Origin of the sequence: Roseibium sp., assembly GCF_965232425.1 — a bacterium.
In the GTDB taxonomy this organism is placed as follows: domain Bacteria; phylum Pseudomonadota; class Alphaproteobacteria; order Rhizobiales; family Stappiaceae; genus Roseibium.
The window spans coordinates 149,439-173,294 of the sequence record NZ_OZ246971.1 but is presented as its reverse complement, the minus strand read 5'-3'; the positions used below and the strand labels follow the sequence as shown (position 1 = coordinate 173,294).

Below are 23,856 nucleotides of genomic sequence, written 5' to 3'. Positions count from 1 at the left end.
CGTAAACCCAGCCGGACTGGCGGCGGCGCCTCACATCCATTGCCGCCGCCAGCCATTCCATTTCATGCTCACTCAAGGTAAAAGGGTTTCATGTTGCGGATTCTTGTTATCGAAGATGATCCAGAAGCGGCGAGCTATCTCGTCAAGGGATTGAGCGAACTCGGCCACACGGCCGATCATGCTGCGGACGGACAGAGCGGTCTGGATATGGCCCTGCACAGCAGCTACGACATTCTCATTGTCGATCGCATGTTGCCCAAGCTTGACGGACTTTCGATCATTCAGGAACTGCGGCAGGAAGACAATCACACGCCTGTGCTGATCCTCTCCGCACTCGGCCAGGTTGACGACAGGGTCAAGGGTCTGAAGGCGGGCGGAGACGATTATCTCCCCAAGCCTTATGCCTTCACCGAGCTTCAGGCGCGTGTCGAAGCGCTGGCGCGCAGGCCCAAATCATCCAGCCAGGTTGAAACCACTTACACGGTCGGTGATCTCATTCTCGACAGAATGGCGCATTCCTGCCGGCGCGGCGAAACCGAGATCCCGCTCCAGCCCCGTGAATTCCGTCTTCTGGAGTATCTGATGCAGCACGCCGGTCAGGTCGTGACGCGGACAATGCTTCTGGAGAACGTCTGGGAGTATCACTTCGACCCGCAGACGAACGTCATCGACGTTCATATCTCACGCCTCCGCGGAAAGATCGACAAGGGCTTCGAAACGCCCCTTCTGCACACAATCCGCGGGGCCGGGTACACCATCCGTGACGCGGCTCACTAGATTTGTCCGCACGACAGCGTTCAAGCTGTCCTTGCTCTACATTGCTGTTTTCACAGTCATGTCGGGCGTGCTCGTCGTCTATGTTTCCGAGAGCACCGACAACCTGATGTCCGAACAGGTCGTTCAGGCCGTGGATGCGGAACTCAAGGGTCTTTCGGATGTCTATGTGCGGGGCGGCATCCGCGATCTCGTCGAAACCGTCGACGACCGCACCCAGCACCCCGATGCCAGTCTCTATCTGCTTGTCGATTTCGCCGGCAACGCTCTTGTCGGCAACATTGCGCGCCTTCCGACCGTTGTTCTGGAAGAGGCGGACGGCGGTTTGCGCCGGGTGCGCTACACGCTACTGGGGCAGGGGACCGAGGATGTCGAGCGCCAGGCAATGGTGCGCACATTCGAGCTGCGCGGCGGGTTTCGACTGCTCGTCGGCCGGGACCTCGGCGATCAGCTCAGATTTTCCAACCTGCTTGCCAACGCCCTGCGCCTCTGGCTGGTCGTCGTGGTGGTCATGGCCGCGATCACATGGTTCTTCGTCAGCCGGCGCGTGATGAAACGCATCGACGACATATCCGCCTCCAGCCGGATGATCATGGACGGCGATCTCTCCGAACGCCTGTCGCTTGCCGGAACAAACGACGAGTTCGACCGGCTGGCCGTCAATCTCAATGACATGCTGGACCGTATCGAATTGCTGATGCAGTCGATGAAGGACGTGACGGACAACATTGCCCACGACCTGAAAACTCCGCTGACCCGGCTGCAGACCCGTGTCGAAACGGCGTTGCGGGACGCAAAGGGGGAAGCGGGGTATCGAGGCGCCCTTGAAAGCACGCTTCATGAGACCGATCATCTGCTGCGCATTTTCAACGCGCTTCTGCGGATTGCGCGCGTCGAATCGATGGCCCCGGGTTCGGTGATGGAACCGGCGGACCTGAACCGTCTCGTTGCGGAGATTGCCGAACTCTACGAACCTCTTGTCGAAGACGAGGGCGGCCGTCTGGAGATCGACGTTGCGGAAAACTTGGAGGCCGTTTGCAACAGGGATCTCATCAGCCAGGTTCTGGTCAACCTGATTGAAAACGCGCTGAAATACGGCCGCCCGGAAGAAGGCCCCCTGGTGCTTCGCTTGAAGGGAGGGGAAGAGGGGGGACGCGTCTGGCTGTCCGTATCGGACAACGGTCCGGGGATACCGGAAAAGGACCACGACCGGGTCATGGATCGCTTCGTCCGGCTTGAAGAAAGCAGATCGGAACCGGGAACCGGCTTGGGATTGAGCCTGGTCAAGGCGGTTGCCCGCTTGCATGGCGGAGACTTGCGCTTCAAAAATGAACATCCGGGACTGAGTGCCCGCATAGATTTGACGCCGGTTTCGCATGAAAGTGTCAGGAGCGGGGATGGAGAAGAAAGATCCGGTCGGACCGAACAGCCACGCGGCGGATGACGCCGCGAAGGGAGCCTTGATAGATCGGATCAGGATCGTTCCGGAAGCTCCTGATAGTGCGCGCGCCGCGCTCTTCGTCGATGATCTGCTCAACCACGAGGACATGGGCGACACGTTTCGCACATGTTTTCAGGACAGGCCTCTGATCGCGGCGTTCCTGACCGGTATCCTCGGAAACTCACCTTACCTGCGCGACCTCATTCTTTCCGATCCCGCAAGAGCGTTCGGTATCCTGCAGGAGGCTCCGGAAAAGCGTATTCGGCGGCTGCTGCAAGACGCATCGGAGGCAAGGGCGGAAGACGAGGCGTCGATCATGCGGCAACTTCGTCACCTGAAGCAGGACCTCGCCCTGACGCTCGGGCTCGCGGATATCGGCGGCGCCGTCGAACTGGATCAGGTCACGCGCGCTCTCGCCGGATTTGCCGACGCGGCGCTCAACGCGGGTGCGCGGTTTTGCCTGAACGATCTGGCACGCCGGGGCAAGTTCACACCGCTCGATCCGGAGAAGCCGGAGGTCGGCAGCGGGTTGATCGTGCTGGCGATGGGAAAACACGGCGCCAATGAGCTGAACTATTCCTCCGATATCGATCTCATCGTGCTTTACGATCCCGAAAAGGCCCCCATGTCCGGCAGTGCGGAAGCGCCGGTCGAGTTCGTGCGCCTCACACGCCGCCTGGTCAAGATCATGCAGGACCGGACAGAGGACGGCTATGTCTTCCGCACGGATCTGCGTTTGCGGCCGGATCCGGGAGCGACACCGTTGGCGATGTCCGTGCCGGCAGCGCTGGTCTACTACGAATCGCTGGGTCAGAACTGGGAGCGGGCGGCGCTTATCAAGGCGCGGGCTTGCGCTGGCGACGTACCGGCAGGTGAAGCGTTCCTGCACGAAATCGTGCCGTTCATCTGGCGGAAATACCTGGATTTTGCCGCGATCGCCGACGTTCAATCGATCAAGCGCCAGATCCACATGCACAAGGGTCATGGTGTTCTGGCCGTCGCCGGGCACAACGTGAAGCTTGGCCGCGGCGGCATCCGAGAGGTCGAGTTCTTCGTCCAGACGCAACAGCTGATCGCAGGCGGACGCAATCCGGCGCTACGCGGAAGGCGCACGCTCGACATGCTCAATGCTCTCAGCAATGCGGACTGGATACGGTTGAGAACCCGCGACGAGATGCGGGACGCCTATGTGTTTCTGCGCAACGTGGAACACAGGATCCAGATGCTGAACGACGAACAGACGCAACTCCTGCCCAAGGATGACGACGGATTGAAACGCGTCTCCGCTCTCATGGGGTTCGAGACGTTCGGCGCGTTCGAAACCGAACTGCTTGGCCACATGCAGAAGGTCCAGCTGCATTATTCCGAACTCTTCGAGGAAGAGCCCGGACTGTCCTCCGAACTGGGCAATCTTGTTTTCACCGGTGACGACAACGATCCCGATACGCTTGAGACACTTGCACGTCTTGGTTTCAGGAAGCCGGACGAGGCCGCCAACATCGTCAAGGCCTGGCATTTCGGCCGCTATCCGTGCACGCGGTCGACCAAGGCGCGTGAACGGCTGACCGAAATGCATCCGACGCTCATCGGTGCTCTGGCGGCAACCGACAACGCCGACGCCGCGCTGGTCGCCTTCGACAGCTTCCTGTCGAAATTACCCGCCGGTGTTCAGCTCTTCTCGCTCCTCAGATCCAATCCACAACTGTTGACCCTGCTGGCCACCACCATGGGGACGGCCCCGCGCATGGCGGAGACTGTTTCCAAACGCGTCCACGTGCTTGATGCGGTGCTGGACCCGGCCTTTTTCGGTGCCATGCCGAGCGTGCAGGAATTCAGGATCGGGCTGGACCAGACCCTGTCGCAGGCGCGGTTCTACGAGGAGGCGCTCGACCGCGCCCGCATTTTCGCCCAGGAGCAGCAGTTCCTGATTGGCCTCAGACTGCTCTCCGACACGCTCTCTGCAGACCGCGTCGGCTTTGCGCTCGCGCGTCTTGCCGAGGTGGTCGTGGACCGGACCCTGGTTCAGGTGATCCGCCATGTCGCCGAAACACACGGTGTCGTGCCCGGTGGCAACATCGCGGTCCTGGCAATGGGGAAACTAGGCGGCCGCGAAATGACCGCCTCCTCGGACCTCGACCTGATCCTGCTTTACGAAGCACGGGAAGACGTCAAGGAAACGGATGGCAAGCGGCCGCTCGCGATCACGCAGTATTATACCCGTCTCACGCAAAGACTGGTAACCGCCCTGTCGGCACCGACCGCGGAAGGTCTCCTTTACGAGGTTGATTTTCGGCTGCGTCCGTCCGGCAATGCCGGGCCGCTGGCAACGAACCTCGATGGGTTCATTTCCTATCAGGAAAACAGTGCCTGGACCTGGGAACACATGGCTCTGACACGGGCACGGGTGATCGCCTCGAGCTCACCGGAATTTGCTCAGAAGATCGGCGACAGCATCTGCGAAACCCTGAAGAAATCCCGCGATGCCACAAAACTCGCCGATGATGTCCGGTCCATGCGGGCCCGCATCGAAAAGGAGAAGGGCACAAAGGATATCTGGGACATGAAGCAGGTCGCGGGTGGTCTCGTCGATATCGAATTCCTGGCCCAGTACCTGCAACTGGCCAACGCACATGAGACGCCCGGCATCCTGGCCCAGGGAACCGAGGAGGCGCTGGAAAGGCTGCGGGAAGCCGGCTTTCTCGAACCAGGAGACGCGGCCCTGCTGCTGGAAGCACTGCGGATGTATCAACGGCTCACCCAGGTTCTGCGGCTTTCGCTCTCCGGAGACTTCAAGCCTGCCGAAGCACCGGGCGGGGTTCTGGATCTTCTGGTCCAGGCATCCGGAAGCCCGACTTTTTCACGGCTTGAGATTGAACTCGCCGACCTTCAGACAAAGGTGCGCACCACGTTCGTCAGATTGATCGGCGCGGTCGAGGTGGTGGAGAGCTGATCCGCCCGTTTCTTGCTCTCCTGCAGGGGTGACGATTCCCGGTGTCAGGCCACTGCTGTCCGGTTTAAGACGAAATGGGTCCCTTTGGGCGCGCTTGCGTATGCTGACTTGTCATCCCTGCTGAAGCGCAGCGGAAGGCAGGGAACCAGTAACCCCTTGTTTCTCCCGCTTCTTCTAACCTGAGGCCACACGGCGTACTAGATCCCGGTCTTGCCGCTTACGCGCCAAACCGGGACGACAAATCCGGGAAACAGTCCTTGTCCCAACTTGACGCTGAACGGAATACTGCCTCTTTCTCAATGACATAAGTTCGACAGCAAATTCCAAACCGGACAGCAGTGGTGTCAGGCCGGAGTGACAACACGCGAAGAGTTCAAAACCTCCTCGAATCCCGACATTCAGACGGTTCGTCTCAATCCGGAAAGGCGCACCGGCATGCTTGCACTGTAACGCGCGTCACAGGGAAAGCCGCGCCTGCTCTTCCATCTTCAGGTCACGAACTGAACACGGAGCGATCAAATGGGACTTCATCGGAACTTGCAAACCGTAGTTGACTGGACATGGCAAAACCGTGCGGAACTGATGCGCATAGCCGTTGAAAGTACTCATAAACCGAAAGGACTAACGCATCTGTCACAGCAAAACCGCGCGATCGGTAAAATCTACGGGTACATCAGCAGCGAAAACCCCGCAAACCCCGAAGATCGTGTATCCCGGAGTACGATGGACAGCTTCAGAAGAATGCTTAGCAATAAGCTGCAAAACAAACTCCCCGGTGTCACTAGCATAATCCAGAGCCATGAATGGAAAGCAATGAAAAGCGTGAGCGACTTTCCAAATTGGGACGAGTGGATCGGATCATTCATCCACTACCGGACATCACAGCGGGTCCAGTGCAAGGAACGTGTATATATCAACCTGAAGGAAAAGACGCGCGCCAGTGCGTTCACCACGATCCTGAAAAAGATCTGGGACATACCAGGGTTGTACGCTGCGAAGGTCGCCGCGCCAGGTGCAAGAAAGTGCGACACCGTCGTGATTTACTGTGACTCTTCAGAATCGCGGAAAGCAGTCATCGAGGTAGTCAAGAAGCATCAGAGAAGGCGCCAGAGCCATTTTGCTTCAGAATTGCCAAGATTGGTCGCGCCTGATGGACTTGGCATCGGACACGGCGCTGAACCACCGATCGCACATCCGAAACGCGTGACCAGCCAGAGCTTCGAATTAGTTCACGCAAAAGAGGGTCAGAGTTTCGGACTTTATCGAGCAGAACTCATCTTCGTTGCGCTTGAGCGCACGCAGTTTCCGGAGAATATGAACCAGGACTGCCGCAGGGCTGGTGTCAATCTGAGCAGGTTTCAGAACGCCAACCCGAGACACGGAATGCAGCTGGACATCGAGGGTGAGCAGAGAAAACAGGTAAATGCCGTCAGACAGATGGCGCAGAAAATGGAGTTCGAACGGCGGGTCGAAGAGGTTTTCCGGCTTGCCGGACTGAACGCGGAGCATCCCGAAACACAGGCAGACCCGATCCTGAGCCCGCATGCTGCGTAATCGCTGCGCGCAAATTGATTTTAGCAAGAATACGAGGCGTGCCGCCGCTCAGTTGGTATCGCGTTCCGCAACCGGAAGCGTGCAACTGACGGTGGTGCCCTTTTTGACCTCGCAATGAAGCGGGAGCTTCCCGCCATGCAGCTCGGCCCGCAAGCGGTCGAAAGCCGGACCCGTCAATCGCCCCTGCTGACGCGGCCGCAAAAACCACTATCAAACCGCTGTTTGCCGCAGGAGGCAGCAGGTTACCACCGCCACTTAGACCGTGTCTTCAATCTGCCAAGCGGTTCACGGAGAAGCGTGTGGTGTCTTCGCACGATTGGCCGTGCCCTCTCGAAATCCACGAAAATGCCGAGGGATTACTTTCGCTGTGCCGCGTGTCACACGGAAGGGGCGGCTTCAATTGCCATGTTTCGGTGTGCAACCGCACCTGCGTGAAACACTGGAAACGAGGCAAGGCACATGTATTCAAGACTTCAATTCGAACATGATCTGATGCGCACCGCCAGGGCCAACTACAACCTTGGCGAACTGCAATTCCTGCCGGACGCCCGTGAAAGGGCGGTCTATGCAGGTCTGCAAGTCGGTGCGAACGCGACCCTGGCCCGGCTGTCATCGAACATTGCGTGGCGCGTCTATCAAAAATCGTTCCAACAGGGTGGCGACATGTTCATGGGCCGCCTGGCTCAGACACAGCAGCTTTATTGGGTATTTGGTCTGGACGCCCAGCACCGGTACAACCTGTCGCCGGGCGGTGCAATCAATGTCCAGAAACTGAAGGACTGGTCGATCATGATCAATGATTGCTGGGTACTCGGCGCGGTGCATGCGCAAAAACGGTTCGTTCTGGAAACCGACATCAACTCCGCCGCCGATTTCTGGGACGCGAACCACAACAGATACTTCGTAACCGGTCGCGAACTCGTGGGCCTGGAACTGTTCGGGTACCAGATGGAAAAAACCCCGGGGACGAACATGACCACGTTCGTCTGCACGTATCCGGGCATGGCGGCCCAGGCAAGCCTGACAAGATACTCCAGCAAGATGAACCGGACCGGTGGTGGCCTGGTCGATAAAATGCGGCTTCTGAACTGGGTGAGAGGCAACCGGATCTGAGCCCGCCGATTGAGAATCAAAGCGTCTTTGCATGGGGGCGGTGGTGTGACCGCCTCCCGCGCTTGGGGCAAATTCCTGCCAGGTCCAATCGGCATTCAGGATTCATTTTTTTAGCTTATTTTTTCGGAGTGCCCTCGTCCGGCATTAGGTTGAGTGACAACAGTACTCATCTGAATGTTTGGCCATGCGGGGCACGCCTGGCCGGCGGGGATAGCGGCTCTTGGCTGGGAAACCGGAGTGGTTTGCTTTGGTGGTTGCAAAAGCGCTCTCCCGGGCAACAGGGTACAATTTCAAGGGAAATGACTATTGCGCCTTTACGAAGGTGATAGTTATGGAAATCCATAGGGTGGCATAGGCAAGGCATTGGCGCTGCTCAGGCTGTACGCTCAGAACACACGAAAATAACGCAGGACCGCATCTCAACGGAGCTTGCACTAGTCGGCTTCATTTTCAGCCAATTGATTGGGCTGATCAGTCAGTCCGTATGATTGGGCGCAGTGCGCACAGGGCCTGCCTGGGCTATTGCTAAATGTGAATGCGACCGGTCACGATCGCAGTCGCCAGTGCTTGCTCACGCGTACGCGCACCAAGCTTTGCCCGTGCATTGCGCAAATGCAGGTCGACCGTGACCGCCTGAATTGACATATGTTCAGCGATCCGGGCAGTTCTGAAGCCCTTGGCCAGCAACAAAAGACATTCGCGTTCACGGTTGGTCAGGCTGGCTTGCGACAGGTTCTCCAGACGACCGATCTTGTGATGCGCAATCGCCGCACAGATATGCAGCAACATGCCGAACTCTTCGTTGACTGCTTCGATATCGGCCCGTGGCAAGGCACTGACAAGGTTCCAACCTTTGACGACCGGATCGTCCTCTCGCGACATTCTGAGCGCAATCCCGGACGTCAGCCCATATTCCTCAGCCCGGCGAATGACGGCAATGTCTTCCTCGGTCAGATAGGCGTGATCCGGCAGGAAGTGTATTCCCGTCATGAACTGGCTGGGCAGATTGGGCGCGTAAATGAACAGCGGGTCGCGCTCGTAGTCTTTTTGCTTGAAGTAAGCAGCCTTCCATTCGGTCAACTGATCGGAAAACCAGATATCGTTGGCAGTCGGCACGACGTTTCGTCTGCGCTGGCCATAGACGGCCCCCTTAAAGCCGAAACTTTCGAAAAAACCGATCGTGTTTTCCCAAGCTTCCTGCGGGCTATTGGCCGACAAGATTTTGTCGGCAAACTGCTCCAGTTTCTTCATTTCGCGTCTGTCTGCTCCCGGACCAAAAGAATGTTTTAGGCACTCAGCTAATAAAATCCATAGCTTGAGGGTTTTTTGCGCAGCGTTAGTGTCGATGCAGAGAGAAGGATTTTCTGTGATCGCACAAGTCAAGAACCGTCCAAAAGTCGAGCTTCATTTAAACACCAATGTGTTTTTCCTAATCCACGGAAGCCTCAAACCCGGCCTGCTTTCTGGCGTATTCGGGGCATTTGCCTTGGTGTTTCTGCCCGTGTCCTCCACTGCACAGGCGACTGAATGCGAAATCATTTCCGACGTCGGTCTTTACTATGAGCGTCTTGAACAGGCGATCATGCTGATGGAATACAAAGACATCGTGGTGCGTGCGACGGACGGCAAAATTCGTTGCGAAGAAGACGCCGGCAACGCGCGGCAAATGTGTTCTGTCGAAGGCCCCGGCGAAATGCTGATCGATTCCGAACGAGGCACTTTCGTTGTGCGCCTGCCCGCAGACACCATGAGTGAGGTTCAGATCTATCAGACGGGTGATCTTTCCTGTGGCCCGAAATCGAATTGACGTCTTGCAAGCTTCCATTTCATTCAAGGAAACACGGCCATGAAGATTGTGTGCCTCGCAGCGCTGGCCCTGTCTCTGCATGTAGCGGCCGCAAAAGCGGACGGAAAAGATGCCAAACCAACCTGCGAAAAGCTGGTCGCGCTCTATATCGAGTTGGGAAAGAGTTCAGGTCAGGGCGTCAGCAAAGAAGCTGCGCGCGCAGCAGTGATGTCCGAAAACCCAAGCGACGCAGACTGCGCGGCAATGCTGGCTCTTTTTTCCAAAAACAACTGATGGCGATACACGTAATCGATGGCATCATCGATGCGGCAAAGACGGCAAGTGCGATCAAGGACGCGTTCACCGTCGAGCAGTTCAGTGGCTCCTTATGAGTTCGTACTCTAGGCGCCGGTTTCTTCTTCGGCCAGCGGCAGGGTAAAGCTGACCGTCGTGCCTTTTTTCACCTCGGAATGAATCGTGAGCTTCCCGCCATGCAGCTCGACCAGCGAGCGGGCGATGGCGAGCCCGAGACCTGAACCCTGGTGTGTTTTCGTGAACTGGTTCTCGACCTGGACGAAGGGCTGCGCAAGCCGTTCGATATCGCGTTCCGAAATGCCGATCCCCGTATCCTTGACCTCGAACCTGAGCTTGTCGCCGCGCGGCTCTGCCTTGAGCGTGACCACGCCGCTGTCCGACGTGAACTTGACGGCATTTGCAAGAAGGTTCAGCAGGATCTGTTTCAGCGCCCGCTTGTCGGCATGAACCATCAGGTCTTCGCCGACATCGGTACTGACCGATATGTTCTTTTCGGTGGCGGCTCCGGTGACGATCCGGCTGGCGTCTTCGGCGGCGGAGGAGGCGCAGACCACTTCGGTATCGATCGACATCCTTCCGGCCTCGATCTTGGACATGTCGAGAATGTCGTTGATCACGTTGAGCAGATACGTCCCGGAGGAATAGATGTCCTTGCAATAGTCGGAATAGCGCTCCGTACCGATCGGCCCGAACATCTCCTGTGTCATGATGTCGGAAAAGCCGATGATCGCGTTGAGCGGTGTTCTGAGTTCATGCGAGATGTTTGCGAGAAATTCCGATTTCGCCTGGTTGGCCGCTTCGGCACGTGTCTTTTCTTCCTGGTACTTGTCTGCCATCTCGACAAGCTGCCGCGCCTGGAACTCAAGCGTCTGGCGGGACTTCTGGAGGTCCGAAACGGTCGCCTTCAGCCGTTTCTCGGACTCCATCAGTTTTTCTTCGTGTTTCTTCAGCGCCGTGATGTCCGTGCCGACGGAGACGAAACCGCCGTCCTTGGTGCGCCGCTCCGAGATCTGCAGCCAGCGGCCGTCCTCGAGCTGGGCCTCGTAGGACCCTTCCGGAGCACCGCCGCGCTGGTTCACCGTGACCGGTTGCGGCGCGACTTCCGCGTTCGAGGCCGCGGCCATCACGTCTCCGTAGGGCGTGCCGGCCTTGATCACGTAGCTCGGCAGGCTGTGCAGAGACTGGTAGTTCGAGTTGCAGATCACCAGTTCGTTCTTTGCGTTCCACAGCACGAAGGCTTCCGAGATGGTCTCGATCGCGTCGCGAAGGCGCAGATCCGCCATGCGGCTCTGTTCGGCGAGGCGATGCTGTTCCGTGATGTCGATGCAGATCCCGATCAGGTGAGGTTCGGCGCGTCCGGGCTCGGACTGGATTTCGCCGCGGGCCCGCAGCCAGATCCAGCTGCCGTCCGCATGGCGCATCCTGAAGGTTTCGTCCACCAGCGTTTCACCGGTCTCAAGCAGGTGCTCGGCAAGGCCAAGCAGGTCGATATCGTCCGGGTGGGTGATGTCCGCGACATCGGCAAAGCTCAGGATGTCATCCTTCGGTTCGCGCCCCAGCAATTCGTAAAGCGAAGATGACCAGAACATCCGTCCGCGCGAGAGGTCCCAGTCGAACAGGCCGCAACGGCCGTGCGTGAGCGCGGTATCGATCCGCCCGCGTGTGGCCGCATACATCTCGTCGGCGGTTTCCGCGCGTGTCGCCTGGCTGAAAAAACCGTAGATGACCGCAAGCAGGACGAGGGATGTCCCGACAAAAAGGGTGACATTCGCGGACAGATCGTCTCTCCAGCTGGCAAAGACGGCGCTTTCCGGCTGCAGCACGGCAATCATGCCCAGATTGCCGTCGAGATGGTGCACGGTCGCCAGGAAGGTCTCGCTTGTGCCGTCGCTTGCCAGGTTGACCGGCACCGTCAGAACGCCGGCGCGCGCGCCGAATACGGTGAGTGGCTGGGAGGGGCTGAGCAGGTTGGTTATCGGCTTGCCTTCAAGGGCAGGGTGCGCAGGGGCTGTCGCGGCAATCGTTCCCCGCTTGTCGGCTACCAGAAACACCCGCGACTTTCCGGTGGCGCCGGCCGGAAGGCTGTCGGCGAGTGCGCGCTTCAACGTGGTCCGGAACCCGTTCGCCGGAAGCGTGCCCTCGACGGCTTTCAGGCGGGTTGCCACGACGGAGGCCATCAGGCTGAGCGTGGTCTGTGCGGATTTCTCGGTTTCCGTGTGGCTCGTCACGAGTTCGCCGGCGCGGAAAAGGGCAAGGACGAGAATAAAGACGATGGCGAGGCCGGGGATGATGCGGCGTATGATCGTGTCGGACGTGACGATCACGTTCCGCAAGGCTGCCAGGGCTGACTTGAGTTGCGGGCGCGTTTCGCCTGAACTCTTTTCAGCGTTCGAATCCTTTTCGTGGCCACGCGTGGAAGCGTCGCCAGTCAGTGCTCGCGCCATGGAAAGTGTGCCTCAAAAACCGCCGCATCGGAGCTCACTCCGAATCACTTCCATTTGAATCAAATATGCGGTTTTTGTCCAGTCCCAACCAAGAAGAAAATGGTTAACGTCCCCGCAGAGTCTGGGCGCTCTTGTTAACCTTTTCCAGTATTGCGCACTATTGCAGTGTCCTGTCGATGATATCCCGGCTGTCTCTCGATAGTTCTTCGCATGATGAAATCTTCAACAGCGCAGACTCCGCCAGCGCACAACGTTGCGACTCAAGCGCCCTCCACGAACGGAAGCTGGTCAACAGTCGCGACGCGACTTGCGGATTGCGTTTGTCCAGCTCCAGAATTGCTGCGACGATGAATTCGAACCCGGCGCCGTCTATTCGGGCGAATTGCGTCGGATTGCCCGTTGCAAACGACTGCAGCAGCGCGCGCACCCTGTTGGGATTGGTTTCGTCGAACAGGGGATCCGACCTCAGGGCGCGTACAAGTTCGAGGGTTCCTGACCCGGGCGCGGTCGCCTGCACCATGAACCATTTGTCCATGGCCAGGGAATTGTTTTCGTGGCGCAGGCGATAAGCGTTCAGTGCTTCGTCTTTTTGCGGCATGGCATCATGCACGATGAGTGTCAGGCACGCGATTCGGTCGGTCATGTTGTCGGCGCTGCGAAACCTGTCCCAGACGATTTCGGCTGCATTTTCGGCATCCGAAACAGCGAAATAGTGAAGCGCCCGATTGCCCAGTGCGCGCATTCCGGCCGGTTTCGCATCGGGCGAGTAGGGGCCGGACGGCATGGAATTCGTCAAAGCTTCCCGAAGCGCGGAAGAATGCCGGGCGGCGATCTCCCTGCGAAATGTCTGGCGTGCATCGTGAATGGCGTCAGGATCGACGTCCTTACCGATTTCCTGTGCGATGTCGGCTTCACTCGGCAGGGTGAGCGCAAGCGCCTTCAGCGCGGGATCGAGCTCCCTGTCTTGCAAAACCTTCCCGAAGACATCGATCACGCTGTACGATGGTGACAGCGCTTCGTCGTTGCGCGACAGGTGCGTCAGTCTGAGCAGTTCGCGCATCGCCAGCGTCTGCACGGCCTGCCAGCGATTGAAGGGGTCACCGTCATGTGCCGCCAGATGCTGCAGGTCCTGTTCGCTCTGGTTCTGGTCGAGCCGCACCGGTGCCGAAAAGCCGCGCAGGAGGGACAGCACCGGTTTTGACGGAATGCCGGAAAACGTGACCTTCTGTCTGGCCTGCTCCAGAAGCATGACGTCGCCGGCAATCTCGATGCCATCCACGGCACTCGGCTCCATATCCTGTCCATTGGCGTCGACGAGGCCGAAGCGAAGCGGCATCAGAACCGGTTTGCTCTTTCTCTGGCCCGGCACCGGCGGGATCTCTTGCGCAAGATCGACGGAAAAGGTCCCGCGCGCTGGGTCATGCTGGGTTTTGACGGACAGGACCGGGGTTCCGGCCTGTTCGTACCAGAGCGCAAACTGACCAAGGTCGGTGCCGGTTGCATCCTCGAAGCAGGTCAGGAATGCCTCGATGGTCGTGGCGTCTCCGTCATGCCGTTCAAAATAGAGATCCAGTCCCTTCCTGAAGTTCGCCGGGCCGAGAACCGTTTTGAGCATTCTGACGACTTCGGCACCCTTTTCGTAAACGGTCGCCGTATAGAAGTTGTTGATTTCGTGATAGATTCTGGGCCTCACCGGATGTGCGAGCGGTCCTGCATCCTCCGGGAACTGGTGCGACTTCAAAAGCCGTACATCCGCGATTCGCTTGACCGGGCGGGAGCGCATGTCGGAGGTGAACTCCTGGTCCCGGAAGACCGTCAACCCTTCCTTGAGGCAGAGCTGGAACCAGTCGCGGCAGGTGATCCTGTTGCCGGTCCAGTTGTGAAAATATTCATGGGCGATCACGGCCTCGATGTTCGCGTAGTCCTGGTCGGTCGCCGTTTCAGGGTCGGCGAGCACGTATTTGTCGTTGAAGACATTCAGGCCCTTATTTTCCATCGCACCCATGTTGAAGTCGGAAACGGCGACGATGTTGAAGACATCGAGATCGTATTCCAGGCCGAAAGTCTCTTCGTCCCATGTCATGGAACGCTTGAGCGCGTCCATCGCCCAGCCGCACAGGGCTTCGTTTCCGTGTTCAACGAAGATGTTCAGGTCCACGTGCTTGCCCGACACCGTCCGGAAGCTGTCCGGAACACGGGCAAGATCGCCTGCGACAAGCGCGAACAGATAGGCGGGCTTCGGATGGGGATCGTGCCAGGTGCTGAAATGACGGTCCGTGTTTGCAATGTCGCCCGCTTCTGCCGGGTTACCGTTCGCAAGCAGGACCGGACAGTCCTTCCGGGACGCCTCGATGCGGGTCGTATAGACCGCCAGCACATCCGGGCGGTCCAGGAAGTAGGTGATCCGCCGGAACCCCTCGGCCTCGCATTGCGTGCAATAGGTGCCGGAAGATCTAAAGAGACCCATCAGTTTCGTGTTTGCATCCGGATTGATGAGGGTCGTGATCGTGAGTTCGAACGGTCCGGCAGGCGGAGCAAGGATTTCCAGCCTGTCGGACGAGACGGAGTAGGCGCTCGCCTCCAGCGCCCTACCGTTCAACGCGATGGCGCGGAGGGTCAGCTCGTCGCCATCCAAAAGGAGTGGTGTTCCCGCATCGGTGCCCTCCTGGGGCGTGACGGAGACAACCGACACGACTTCGGTTTCGCTCGGGTGGAGCCGTATGGTCAGGTGAACCCTGTCGATGCGATAGGCAGGCGTTTGATAGTCTTCCAGCCGTATTGCCGGCGCCGTTTCGGAACGCATTCAGGTCTCCTGCGCTTGTTGTTGTGTTTTTTCCCGGAACCGGAGTTGCCTCTCGACCCTTCGGTTAACGCGTTACCATGATCCCGGATGATGGCAAAGTGCTGTTTCAGAGCGGCAAGGCACGCGATTGTGCGGCAATCGCGGGCATGGCTTTTGACCTCAGGCTCCCGTTTGACTATGTGAGAGGCCTCATGAGTGACAGGGATACGTTTTATGAGTCGTCTGGACAGCTTTATTCGCCGCATGACATCGCAGAAGATCTTGCTGGAACACCTCGTTGACAAGGTCAATGCGGTCGAAGGGCCGATCCTTGAACTGGGGCTCGGCAACGGCCGCACGTACGATCATCTGCGCGAAATCTATCCGGATAAGGAGATCTTTGTCTTCGATTTCGCGATGAACTGCCACCCGAGCTGCGCACCGGATGCCGATCACATGATCCTGGGCGATATCCGCGACACGCTTGCGTTTTGCGGGCCGCGTGTTGGCGCGAAGGCATCCTTTGCCCATATCGATATCGGGTCAGCCGATCCGACCAATGATCTGGCAATCGTGAATTGGCTGGAGCCGCTGATCGATCAGCGCATGGCGGTCGGTGGCTATATCCTGACGGCGCTGCAACTGAACCTGACCAATTTTGAAATATTGGAAAAGCCGGACGGGATTCATCCGGGCCGGTATCACATCTACCGCAAGACCGCAGAAGCCTGAGACCTTGCCATAACCCCGGGATTTCGAAGAATGTCAGCGCCGCTGGAAGGCATCAAGGTAGTCGAACTCGCCAGGATCCTGGCAGGACCCTGGACAGGACAGACGCTCGCCGATCTCGGGGCGGATGTCGTCAAGGTGGAGAGCCCGCAGGGCGACGACACGAGGGGATGGGGGCCTCCCTTCGTGAAGGAGGCCGGCGGAGCCGAGCGCGATGCAGCGTATTTTCACGCATGCAACCGCGGCAAACGCTCGATCGTGGTCGATTTCAGGACTCCGGAAGGCCAGGAAACGGTCCGCCGCCTCGTGGCTGGCGCCGATATCCTCATCGAGAATTTCAAGGTCGGTGGCCTGAAGAAATACGGGCTTGATTATGACAGCCTGAAAGAGGTCAATCCGAAGCTGATCTATTGTTCCATCACGGGGTTTGGTCAGGACGGCCCATATGCGCACCGGGCCGGATATGACTTCATGATCCAGGGCATGGGCGGGATCATGGACCTGACCGGCGAACCTGAGGGCGCGCCGCAGAAAATCGGTGTCGCGTTCGCGGATATTTTCACGGGGCTCTACGGTGTCGTCGGAATACTTGCCGCCCTGCGCAGGCGCGACCGCACGGGCGAGGGCGAGTGGGTCGACATGGCGCTGCTCGACGCGCAGGTGGCTGTTCTGGCGAACCAGGCGCTCAACTACTTCGTCTCCGGAAAGGCCCCGAAACGGCTCGGCAATGCCCACCCGAACATCGTGCCCTACCAGGTCTTTCCGGCAAAGGACGGTCACTTGATCATTGCGGTCGGCAATGACGGCCAGTTCAAGAGGCTTTGTGGAGTGCTCGGCGTGCCGGAACTCGCCGGACAACCGAAATTTGCGACCAATGCCGCACGGGTCGCCGCAAGAACCGAACTCGTGCCGCTGATCAGTGCGGAGACCTCCGTCCGTGCCAGGGACGACCTGCTGGCCGCCCTGGAATTGGAGGGCGTGCCGGCTGGACCGATCAATTCCGTCGCGGATGTTTTCGGCGACCGGCAGGTCGCGCACCGGAACCTGAAGGTCGATTTGCCCGCCGATGGCGTTGCCGGGGGCAGCGTTCCGTCCGTGCGCACGCCGATCGCGTTCACGAACGGCACCCTTGTGCTGGACCGCGCTGCGCCGTCGCTGGGCGAACACACGCTTGAGATATTGAACGAAATCGGGCTTGCGGCCGACAACACCCCCGATACCTGAACACGTCAATTCGAGGACGTCTCCTTGCCGAACGACACCGACTATCTGCGCTTCATCGATCAAACGCTCCTGTCCGACAACTGGGGCAAGCTGACCCGCTACAGGTTCGACTACCGGCGCAGCGACGGGTCCTGGCAGGAACAGGTCCGCGAAGCCTACGACCGCGGCAACGGCGTGACCTGCCTGCTGCACAACCCGGAGACGGACTGTGTTCTGCTGACACGCCAGTTCCGGCTGCCCGTGCTGCTGAATGGCAGGGACCCGTTCCTGATCGAAACGCCCGCTGGTCTGCTGGAGGGGGCCAACCCCGAGGAGCGCATGCGGTCCGAACTCGTCGAGGAGACGGGATACGAGGTGTCTGCGCTCGAGCATCTCTTCGACGTGCATATGAGCCCGGGTTCGGTGACCGAATATCTTTCGTTTTACAGGGGCACCTACCAGCCCAAAGACAAGGTATCGGACGGAGGCGGTGAGGAAAGCGAGGGCGAGGACATCGAGGTGCTGCACATCCCGTTGCAAGAGGCGCTGGCGATGATCCGCACCGGTGACATCAGCGACGGGAAAACGATCCTGTTGCTTCAGGAACTCGCATTGCGGCAGCTCACCGGCCAGTCCGGGTAACACCGGATTGGCAAAACCGCGCCTTTATTCTGTCCTAGCCTTAATTTGACGCAAAGAGTCTGGCAGGTAAGCTGCTGGAAGCAACGAGAGGATTTGCGCCGGATGGCCAAGGGCAAGCGCCAGGATCGACGGATGAAGCTCCCGCTGACTTCGATTGTCGGCATGGGCTTCGGCGCGTTTGTCGCTTTGGCCATCGGACTGGTGCTCGGACTTTCGGTCAGCGCGAATTTCAGCAACACCTTTTCCCTTTTGAACGACAAGACGATCCTGAGTACGGATGCGCTGGAATCGCAGTTGCGCACGCATTTCACCTCCGTCGAAAATGCGGTTGTCGGCCTCAAACCTTACTTTGATGACGGCACATTGCGGATCGACGATCCCGAGCGCACGCTGGAGGATCTGTCGATCGCGCTGAAATCCAACAGCGACATAACCACGCTTGCCGTTACAGCGCCGGACGGAAAACGCCTCGGCATCTATCGCGCACCTTCCGGAAAACTGTGGCGTATCGAGACCGACGTGCCCACGCCGGGGATGACCCCGGCCAGCCTGCCGATGCTGGAACCGGGGAGCCCGCCGACCTGGGGCCCGCTGGTCGAACACGAGGTCGGGCTTTTTGCGAATGTGTCCGTGCCGCTGGTGAGGGAAGGTGATTTTATCGGCACGCTGACGGCGGCCAGTTCGATGGAAGACCTGTCGCACATCGTCAGGGCGCAGGATGAGGGCCAGGACAACACCGTGTTCATCCTCGACGGATCCGGCCGCGTCATCATGCATTCGGATGCCGGACGCCTGCAGACCGGCGGCGCGATCGAGAACAAGCTCCCCGAGGCCTGGCAGAAAGTCGGCGACCCCGTGCTTGCCGCGATGGCGAGCGAACAGCCGATAGAGGAGTTTCAGAAGGCCGCCGACCTCGGCATTGACGTGTCGTTCGTCGAGGCGGAAGACGAAGAATATATCATGATGAAGGCATCGCTGGACGGGTTCAGCGATCAGCCCTGGACAATCGGTCAGTACTATCAGAGCGCAACCGTGTCGCGGGAAGTCCGCCGGCTGGCCGGGTCGATGTTCGTCGGATTCGGCGCGCTGGTGATTTCGGTTCTGATCGCGTTCTGGCTCGGCCGAAGGGTCGCAAGGCCGCTGCGCAATCTCGCGGTTCAGTCGGAAAGGGTCGGCAGCCTCTCGCTCAACGAAGTGGAACCGATGCCGCGCAGCAGGGTCGCGGAAATCGATCAGGTTGCGCTCGCCTTCAATTCCATGGTCGAGGGGCTGAAGGCGATGAACACCTACGTGCCGCGGTCTCTTTTCATCAAGCTGATGCGGCTGGGTGGCGGCGAGGCGGCACAGGCTCGGGAAGCGGAACTGACCATCCTGTTCACCGACATTGTCGGCTTCACGGCTCTGTCCGAGCACCTGAGTGCCGAAGAAACGGCCCGCCTGCTGAATGATCACTTCGCCATCCTGGTGGAAGCCGTTGAATCGGAGGGCGGTACGGTGGACAAGTTCCTCGGTGACGGCATGCTTGCCTTCTGGGGCGCTCCGGATGAACGGCCCGACCATGCCGAGGCGGCCGTCAGGACCGCGCGGCGCATCGCATGTGCGCTGAAGGAGTCCAACTTGCGGTCCAGGTCCGAGGGACGGCCGGTGATCAATACGAGGATCGGCATTCACACCGGACGCGCCGTTGTCGGCAACGTCGGCGCGCTCGACCGCTGGAACTATACGGTCGTGGGGGACACGGTGAATGCGGCGGAACGCCTCCAAACGCTTGGCAAGGAAGTCGACGGTGAACCTGAACTGACGATACTGGCCAGCGCCGACACGGTCTCCAGACTGCCGCGGGAACAGAACAAGCGTCCCGTCGGCGCCCATCATCTGCGCGGACGCAGCGGGTTGATGGAGGTCTACTGGATCGATCCCTATCCGGAGACGGTCGCGGATACGCCGGCGACCCGAAAGCTTCCCGTTTCGGCAGCCGAATAAGGGTGCCAAATGACCTTTGCATTAAGCACTTGCACGCAAGATTCTGAAAAAAAGACAGGATTCTGATCAAAGTGATGAATATCGCAGCGCATTTCGCTGCATTTCTGCATTGCTAATCAACGGCGAATTTGGTTGTCTTTCTATTGCAGAAAAGGCTTATTAAGGCTCTCGCAGACAATCCTTGCCGGGGAGGAAACGCGCGGTGAATGTTCTCTCGATCGAGGGACTGACGGTTGATTTTGATACGGCGGAAGGCCGTGTTCGGGCAGTTGACGACGTTTCCTTTGTCGTCCCCGAAAACCGAACGGTCGCGCTTGTTGGCGAATCCGGCTCCGGAAAGACGGTAATTTCACAGACGATCATGGGTCTGCTTCCCCAGGCAGCGTCGATCTCTTCCGGCAAGGTGATCCTTGCTGACCCGACCGGTGCGGAGCCGCCGGTGGACATTGCCGGGCTCGAACGCAAAGGTCCGGAAATGCGGCATCTGCGCGGCAACAGGGTCGCAATCATCTTTCAGGAACCGATGACGTCCCTGTCCCCCTTGCACACGATCGGGGACCAGATCGGCGAGGCTGCCCTCCTGCACAGAAATGTTTCAGGCGCGGAGGCGCGGGAGCTGACCTCGGAAATGCTGCGCCTGGTGCAGTTTCCCGACCCCGAGCGTGCCCTGGACACCTATCCCTTCGAATTGTCGGGCGGTCTTCGCCAGCGCGCCATGATTGCCATGGCGATGATTTGCCATCCGGCTCTTCTGATCGCCGACGAGCCGACCACGGCGCTGGATGTGACGATCCAGGCCGAAATCCTGAAACTCATTCGCGAAGTGCAGTCCGAGCTGCGCATGTCCGTTCTGATGATCACGCACGATTTCGGCGTCGTGGCGAACATGGCCGACGAAATCGCCGTCATTTACCATGGCCGGATCATGGAAAAGGGCACGGCCGAGCAGCTCTTCTCAAACCCGCAGCACGACTACCTCAAAGCGCTCCTGAATGCGGTCCCGAGTTTCCACATGGACAAGGACGAGCGCCTCGTCCCCATTCGCCCGATCGAGCTGAAGGCCGAAGACCTGACCAGCAACCGGCCGCATTGCGATGTCGCACCGGGTGAGCCTCTGGTCGAGATGCGCAATGTCACCAAGCAGTTTTCGTTGCGCAAGGGGTCGCTCCTGAGCGCCCGGACCAGGACCATGACCGCGCTCGACAACATCAGCCTGACGATCCGCCGCGGCGAATGTCTTGGCCTCGTGGGCGAGTCCGGATCCGGCAAGACCACTGCCGCGAAAGCCATATTGCGCGCGCTCAGCATCGAGGGTGGCGAGGTTCTCTACAATCGCGGCAAGGGACTGGAAGACGTCGCCAATCTCAAGGGCGCGGACCTTATGGATTACCGCCGCCGGGTTCAGCTCATCTTCCAGGACCCGTTCTCCTCGCTCAATCCGCGCATGACCATCAACGACACGCTGCTGGAGCCGTTTGAAGTGCACGGGATCGGGACGCAGCAGGAGCGCTCGGAACGGGTCCGCAACCTGATGAGCCTGGTTGGTCTCGACCCGAGGTTCCTGCGCCGCTATCCGCATTCCTTCTCCGGTGGGCAACGCCAGCGCATCGGCATCGCGCGCGCCCTTGCGCTTAATCCGGAGTTCATCCTGTGCGACGAACCGACATCGGCGCTCGACGTCTCGGTACAGGCGCAGATCCTCAACCTGCTTCAGGATCTGAAACGGGATCTCAACCTGACCTATCTGTTCGTCAGCCATAACCTGGCCGTCGTCGATTACGTCGCCGATCGCATAGCGGTCATGTGCCGTGGCCGCCTCGTGGAGATGGGGGAAACGCGCACCGTCGTCGGCAACCCGCTCCATCCGTACACGAAGGCGCTTCTGTCGGCCGTGCCGGAACCGGACCTGTCGACACCCTTGGATTTCGCCGCGCTCGACGCCAACAGGGCTAGCGAGCCGCATTTGTGGCCGGAACCGTTCCAGATATCCGACGGCACCGTGCCGTTGCTGGTGGAAATGGAGCCAGATCATTTTGTTTGCGCACCCGGACTGAAGAATTCCGGGGCACTTGAGGGACTGCAGCATGAAATTGTTACATCTGAAAAGGGCGGGGTTGCTGTTAGGTGCAGCCTTGGCCGCGACGCCGCTGGCGGCGCTGGAATTGAAGGAGACGCCCGGTCTCGACGCTTCGCTTCCGCCGATCGCCGAGCGCATTCCTTCCGAACCGCTTGTCGTCGACCTGAAAGCCAAGGGCCGCGAGGTCGGCAAGCACGGCGGGTCTCTCGATACGCTGATCGGCCGCGCCAAGGACGTGCGCCTGATCAACGTATGGGGATATGCGCGCCTGGTCGGCTACAACGACAAGCTAGAACTGGTTCCGGACATCCTCGCGGCCGTCGACGTCGAAGACGGCAGGATCTTCACGCTGCACACCCGCGAAGGCCACAAGTGGTCCGACGGCGACCCCTTCGATGCCGAAGACATCCGGTACTACTTCGAGGATATCGTCAGCGACGAGAACCTGACACCTTCCGGTTTGCCACCGTTTCTTCTGGTCAACGGCAAGGGCCCGAAGTTCGAGGTGATCGACGACACGACCGTCCGCTTCACATGGGAAGAGCCCAATCCGCTGTTCCTGCCGGAACTGGCGAAGTCCCGGCCGCCCTTCATCTACCGGCCGTCCCACTATCTGCGGCAATTCCACGAAAAGTACGGCGATCCTGATTTCATCGCCAAGGAAGCGGAGAAGGTGAAGGCGCGCAGCTGGGCGCCGCTGCACAACAAGAAAGACGACATGTACAACGCGCGCAATGTCGACCTGCCGACATTGCAGCCCTGGGTGCGCAAGCGCGACGACAGCGATCTGCGCTTCATCCTGGAACGCAATCCCTTCTATCACCGTGTCGACAGCACAGGTCAGCAGCTGCCCTATATCGACGAGGTCATCATGACGGTGGCCGACGGCAAGCTGATCCCGGCGAAGGCGCAGGCCGGTGAAAGCAATCTTCAGGCGCGGAACCTGAGTTTCTCCGACATCACGGTTCTGAAGAAGGGAGAAAAGCAGAACGACTACAAGACGGCGCTTTGGTCCAACAGCAAGGGATCGGAGATCGCAATCAAGCCGAACCTGACGGTCAAGGACCCGGTCTGGCGCAAGCTTCTGCGCGACTCGCGTTTCCGTCATGCCCTGTCGCTGGGGATTGACCGCAACCTGCTCAATCGCGTCCTGTTTTTCGGTCTCGGCACCCCGGGCAATGACACCGTCCTTGCGGCCAGCCCGCTCTACAAGCCGGAGCTCACGAGCAAGTGGGCGGACTACGATCCGGACAAGGCGAACGCTCTTCTGGACGAAATCGGCCTGACCGAGCGCAACGACAAGGGCATAAGATTGCTCCCGGACGGCCGCCCGCTTGAGATCATCGTCGAGACCGCCGGTGAGGCCCAGGTCCAGGAAGATGCCCTCGAACTGGTGACGGAAATGTGGGCTGAGATCGGCGTCAAGCTGTTTGCCAAGCCGAGCCAGCGGGACAACATGCGCGAGCGCGCCATCTCGGGCGATCTGCTGATGTCTGTCTGGTGGGGCTTTGAAAACGGCATCCCCACATCCGAGATGCCGCCGTCGGACTATGTCCCCGTGCGCGGCGACGAACTGTCCTGGCACTCCTGGGGTGACCACTATGAAACCCGCGGTGAGGGCGGCGAGAAACCCGATTGGGCACCCGCCGAGCGGTTGATGGAACTCTATCGGGCGTGGCTCGTGTCCAAGACGCCGGAAGAGCGCACGAAGATCTGGGATGAGATCCTCCAGATCCACGCCGAAGAGACCATCCATATCGGACTGGTGTCCGGCGTCCGCCAGCCGGTCGTTATCAAGGATGTCAAGAATGTCCCGCTGGAAGGCATCTACGGCTGGGACCCCGGCGCACATTTCGGCATTCACCGGATGGATGAGTTCTTTCTGAGTGAATAGGCTGACCGGCATCCTCGCGCAAGAACGCGCGGCAAATCGAAACGGTTCCATCAGGGCTAATATCGATTTGCCGCGCGCATGGTCTTCCGCACATGTTGACTTGCCAGAGCGCGGGAAGACATGCTGAGCTTGCGGGAAACGTGAACCGGCTGTTCGGTTCGTTGCGTTA

At 59.3% G+C, this 23,856-nt stretch carries 15 protein-coding genes and 1 pseudogene; 13 read left to right on the top strand and 3 right to left on the bottom strand.

Features of this window, described 5'->3' with window-relative positions; translation table 11 throughout:
• Nucleotides 1-90: 90 nt before the first annotated feature.
• The 5 genes from ACO08A_RS00850 (at nucleotide 91) to ACO08A_RS00830 (ending at nucleotide 7,832) form a co-directional block, all read left to right on the top strand.
• Nucleotides 91-777: a response regulator transcription factor gene (locus ACO08A_RS00850; RefSeq protein ID WP_422039396.1), complete on the top strand. Its 687-nt coding sequence runs from the start codon at nucleotides 91-93 to the stop codon at nucleotides 775-777.
• Nucleotides 761-2,218: an ATP-binding protein gene (locus ACO08A_RS00845; RefSeq protein WP_422039395.1), complete on the top strand. Its 1,458-nt coding sequence runs from the start codon at nucleotides 761-763 to the stop codon at nucleotides 2,216-2,218. Before ACO08A_RS00850 ends, ACO08A_RS00845 begins: the two co-directional genes overlap by 17 nt.
• Nucleotides 2,172-5,165, top strand: a complete 2,994-nt coding sequence (locus tag ACO08A_RS00840) for a bifunctional [glutamine synthetase] adenylyltransferase/[glutamine synthetase]-adenylyl-L-tyrosine phosphorylase (protein WP_422039394.1) — start codon at nucleotides 2,172-2,174, stop codon at nucleotides 5,163-5,165. The genes ACO08A_RS00845 and ACO08A_RS00840 overlap by 47 nt, the downstream gene beginning before the upstream one ends.
• 519 nt (nucleotides 5,166-5,684) lie before the next feature.
• Nucleotides 5,685-6,719 (top strand): T3SS effector HopA1 family protein, encoded by a 1,035-nt coding sequence (locus ACO08A_RS00835; protein ID WP_422039393.1) that lies wholly within the window; start codon nucleotides 5,685-5,687, stop codon nucleotides 6,717-6,719.
• Nucleotides 6,720-7,178: 459 nt separating this feature from the next.
• Complete coding sequence (locus tag ACO08A_RS00830; RefSeq protein ID WP_422039392.1) at nucleotides 7,179-7,832, top strand: hypothetical protein; 654 nt, start codon at nucleotides 7,179-7,181, stop codon at nucleotides 7,830-7,832.
• A 525-nt stretch (nucleotides 7,833-8,357) separates the two neighbouring features.
• Here the strand turns inward: ACO08A_RS00830 and ACO08A_RS00825 are convergent.
• Nucleotides 8,358-9,083 carry a LuxR C-terminal-related transcriptional regulator gene (locus ACO08A_RS00825; protein WP_422039391.1) on the bottom strand — a complete coding sequence of 242 codons (726 nt, stop codon included), beginning with the start codon at nucleotides 9,081-9,083 and terminating at the stop codon, nucleotides 8,358-8,360.
• 115 nt (nucleotides 9,084-9,198) lie between these two features.
• Here ACO08A_RS00825 and ACO08A_RS00820 point away from each other — a divergent pair, with 115 nt between their 5' ends.
• Entirely contained in the window at nucleotides 9,199-9,639 is a 441-nt protein-coding gene (locus ACO08A_RS00820) for a hypothetical protein (RefSeq protein WP_422039390.1), read from the top strand.
• 39 nt (nucleotides 9,640-9,678) lie between these two features.
• Nucleotides 9,679-9,912, top strand: coding sequence for a hypothetical protein (locus ACO08A_RS00815; protein WP_422039389.1), 234 nt, complete (start codon nucleotides 9,679-9,681; stop codon nucleotides 9,910-9,912).
• Nucleotides 9,913-10,019: 107 nt separating this feature from the next.
• On the opposite strand, the gene ACO08A_RS00810 is transcribed toward ACO08A_RS00815, so the two are convergent.
• Complete coding sequence (locus ACO08A_RS00810; RefSeq protein WP_422039388.1) at nucleotides 10,020-12,377, bottom strand: PAS domain-containing sensor histidine kinase; 2,358 nt, start codon at nucleotides 12,375-12,377, stop codon at nucleotides 10,020-10,022.
• Nucleotides 12,378-12,534: 157 nt separating this feature from the next.
• Nucleotides 12,535-15,180, bottom strand: a complete 2,646-nt coding sequence (gene pepN, locus ACO08A_RS00805; protein WP_422039387.1) for an aminopeptidase N — start codon at nucleotides 15,178-15,180, stop codon at nucleotides 12,535-12,537.
• A gap of 213 nt (nucleotides 15,181-15,393) precedes the next feature.
• Here pepN and ACO08A_RS00800 point away from each other — a divergent pair, with 213 nt between their 5' ends.
• From ACO08A_RS00800 to ACO08A_RS00775, 6 genes and pseudogenes are all read left to right on the top strand, one after another.
• Nucleotides 15,394-15,891 carry a class I SAM-dependent methyltransferase gene (locus ACO08A_RS00800; protein WP_422039386.1) on the top strand — a complete coding sequence of 166 codons (498 nt, stop codon included), beginning with the start codon at nucleotides 15,394-15,396 and terminating at the stop codon, nucleotides 15,889-15,891.
• 30 nt (nucleotides 15,892-15,921) lie between these two features.
• Nucleotides 15,922-17,112 (top strand): CaiB/BaiF CoA transferase family protein, encoded by a 1,191-nt coding sequence (locus ACO08A_RS00795; RefSeq protein ID WP_422039385.1) that lies wholly within the window; start codon nucleotides 15,922-15,924, stop codon nucleotides 17,110-17,112.
• A 24-nt stretch (nucleotides 17,113-17,136) separates the two neighbouring features.
• The gene (locus ACO08A_RS00790; protein ID WP_422039384.1) at nucleotides 17,137-17,733 is read left to right on the top strand and encodes an NUDIX domain-containing protein; all 597 of its coding nucleotides are present in this window, start codon (nucleotides 17,137-17,139) and stop codon (nucleotides 17,731-17,733) included.
• A 132-nt stretch (nucleotides 17,734-17,865) separates the two neighbouring features.
• Entirely contained in the window at nucleotides 17,866-19,716 is a 1,851-nt protein-coding gene (locus ACO08A_RS00785; protein WP_422039383.1) for an adenylate/guanylate cyclase domain-containing protein, read from the top strand.
• Between the two features lie 202 nt (nucleotides 19,717-19,918).
• Nucleotides 19,919-21,793 (top strand): annotated as a pseudogene (locus ACO08A_RS00780) (dipeptide ABC transporter ATP-binding protein); the annotation flags it as partial.
• 7 nt (nucleotides 21,794-21,800) lie between these two features.
• Nucleotides 21,801-23,687, top strand: coding sequence for an ABC transporter substrate-binding protein (locus ACO08A_RS00775; RefSeq protein WP_422039382.1), 1,887 nt, complete (start codon nucleotides 21,801-21,803; stop codon nucleotides 23,685-23,687).
• The last annotated feature ends 169 nt before the right edge of the window (nucleotides 23,688-23,856 follow it).

Bases quoted from the DNA above. Each gene is read 5' to 3' on its own strand.
- ACO08A_RS00850 (WP_422039396.1), top strand. From the start codon at position 91: ATGTTGCGGATTCTTGTTATCGAAGATGATCCAGAAGCGGCGAGCTAT.
- ACO08A_RS00840 (WP_422039394.1), top strand. From the start codon at position 2,172: ATGGAGAAGAAAGATCCGGTCGGACCGAACAGCCACGCGGCGGATGAC.
- ACO08A_RS00835 (WP_422039393.1), top strand. From the start codon at position 5,685: ATGGGACTTCATCGGAACTTGCAAACCGTAGTTGACTGGACATGGCAA.
- ACO08A_RS00830 (WP_422039392.1), top strand. From the start codon at position 7,179: ATGTATTCAAGACTTCAATTCGAACATGATCTGATGCGCACCGCCAGG.
- ACO08A_RS00825 (WP_422039391.1), bottom strand. From the start codon at position 9,083: ATGAAGAAACTGGAGCAGTTTGCCGACAAAATCTTGTCGGCCAATAGC.
- ACO08A_RS00815 (WP_422039389.1), top strand. From the start codon at position 9,679: ATGAAGATTGTGTGCCTCGCAGCGCTGGCCCTGTCTCTGCATGTAGCG.
- ACO08A_RS00810 (WP_422039388.1), bottom strand. From the start codon at position 12,377: ATGGCGCGAGCACTGACTGGCGACGCTTCCACGCGTGGCCACGAAAAG.
- pepN (WP_422039387.1), bottom strand. From the start codon at position 15,180: ATGCGTTCCGAAACGGCGCCGGCAATACGGCTGGAAGACTATCAAACG.
- ACO08A_RS00800 (WP_422039386.1), top strand. From the start codon at position 15,394: ATGAGTCGTCTGGACAGCTTTATTCGCCGCATGACATCGCAGAAGATC.
- ACO08A_RS00795 (WP_422039385.1), top strand. From the start codon at position 15,922: ATGTCAGCGCCGCTGGAAGGCATCAAGGTAGTCGAACTCGCCAGGATC.
- ACO08A_RS00785 (WP_422039383.1), top strand. From the start codon at position 17,866: ATGAAGCTCCCGCTGACTTCGATTGTCGGCATGGGCTTCGGCGCGTTT.
- ACO08A_RS00775 (WP_422039382.1), top strand. From the start codon at position 21,801: ATGAAATTGTTACATCTGAAAAGGGCGGGGTTGCTGTTAGGTGCAGCC.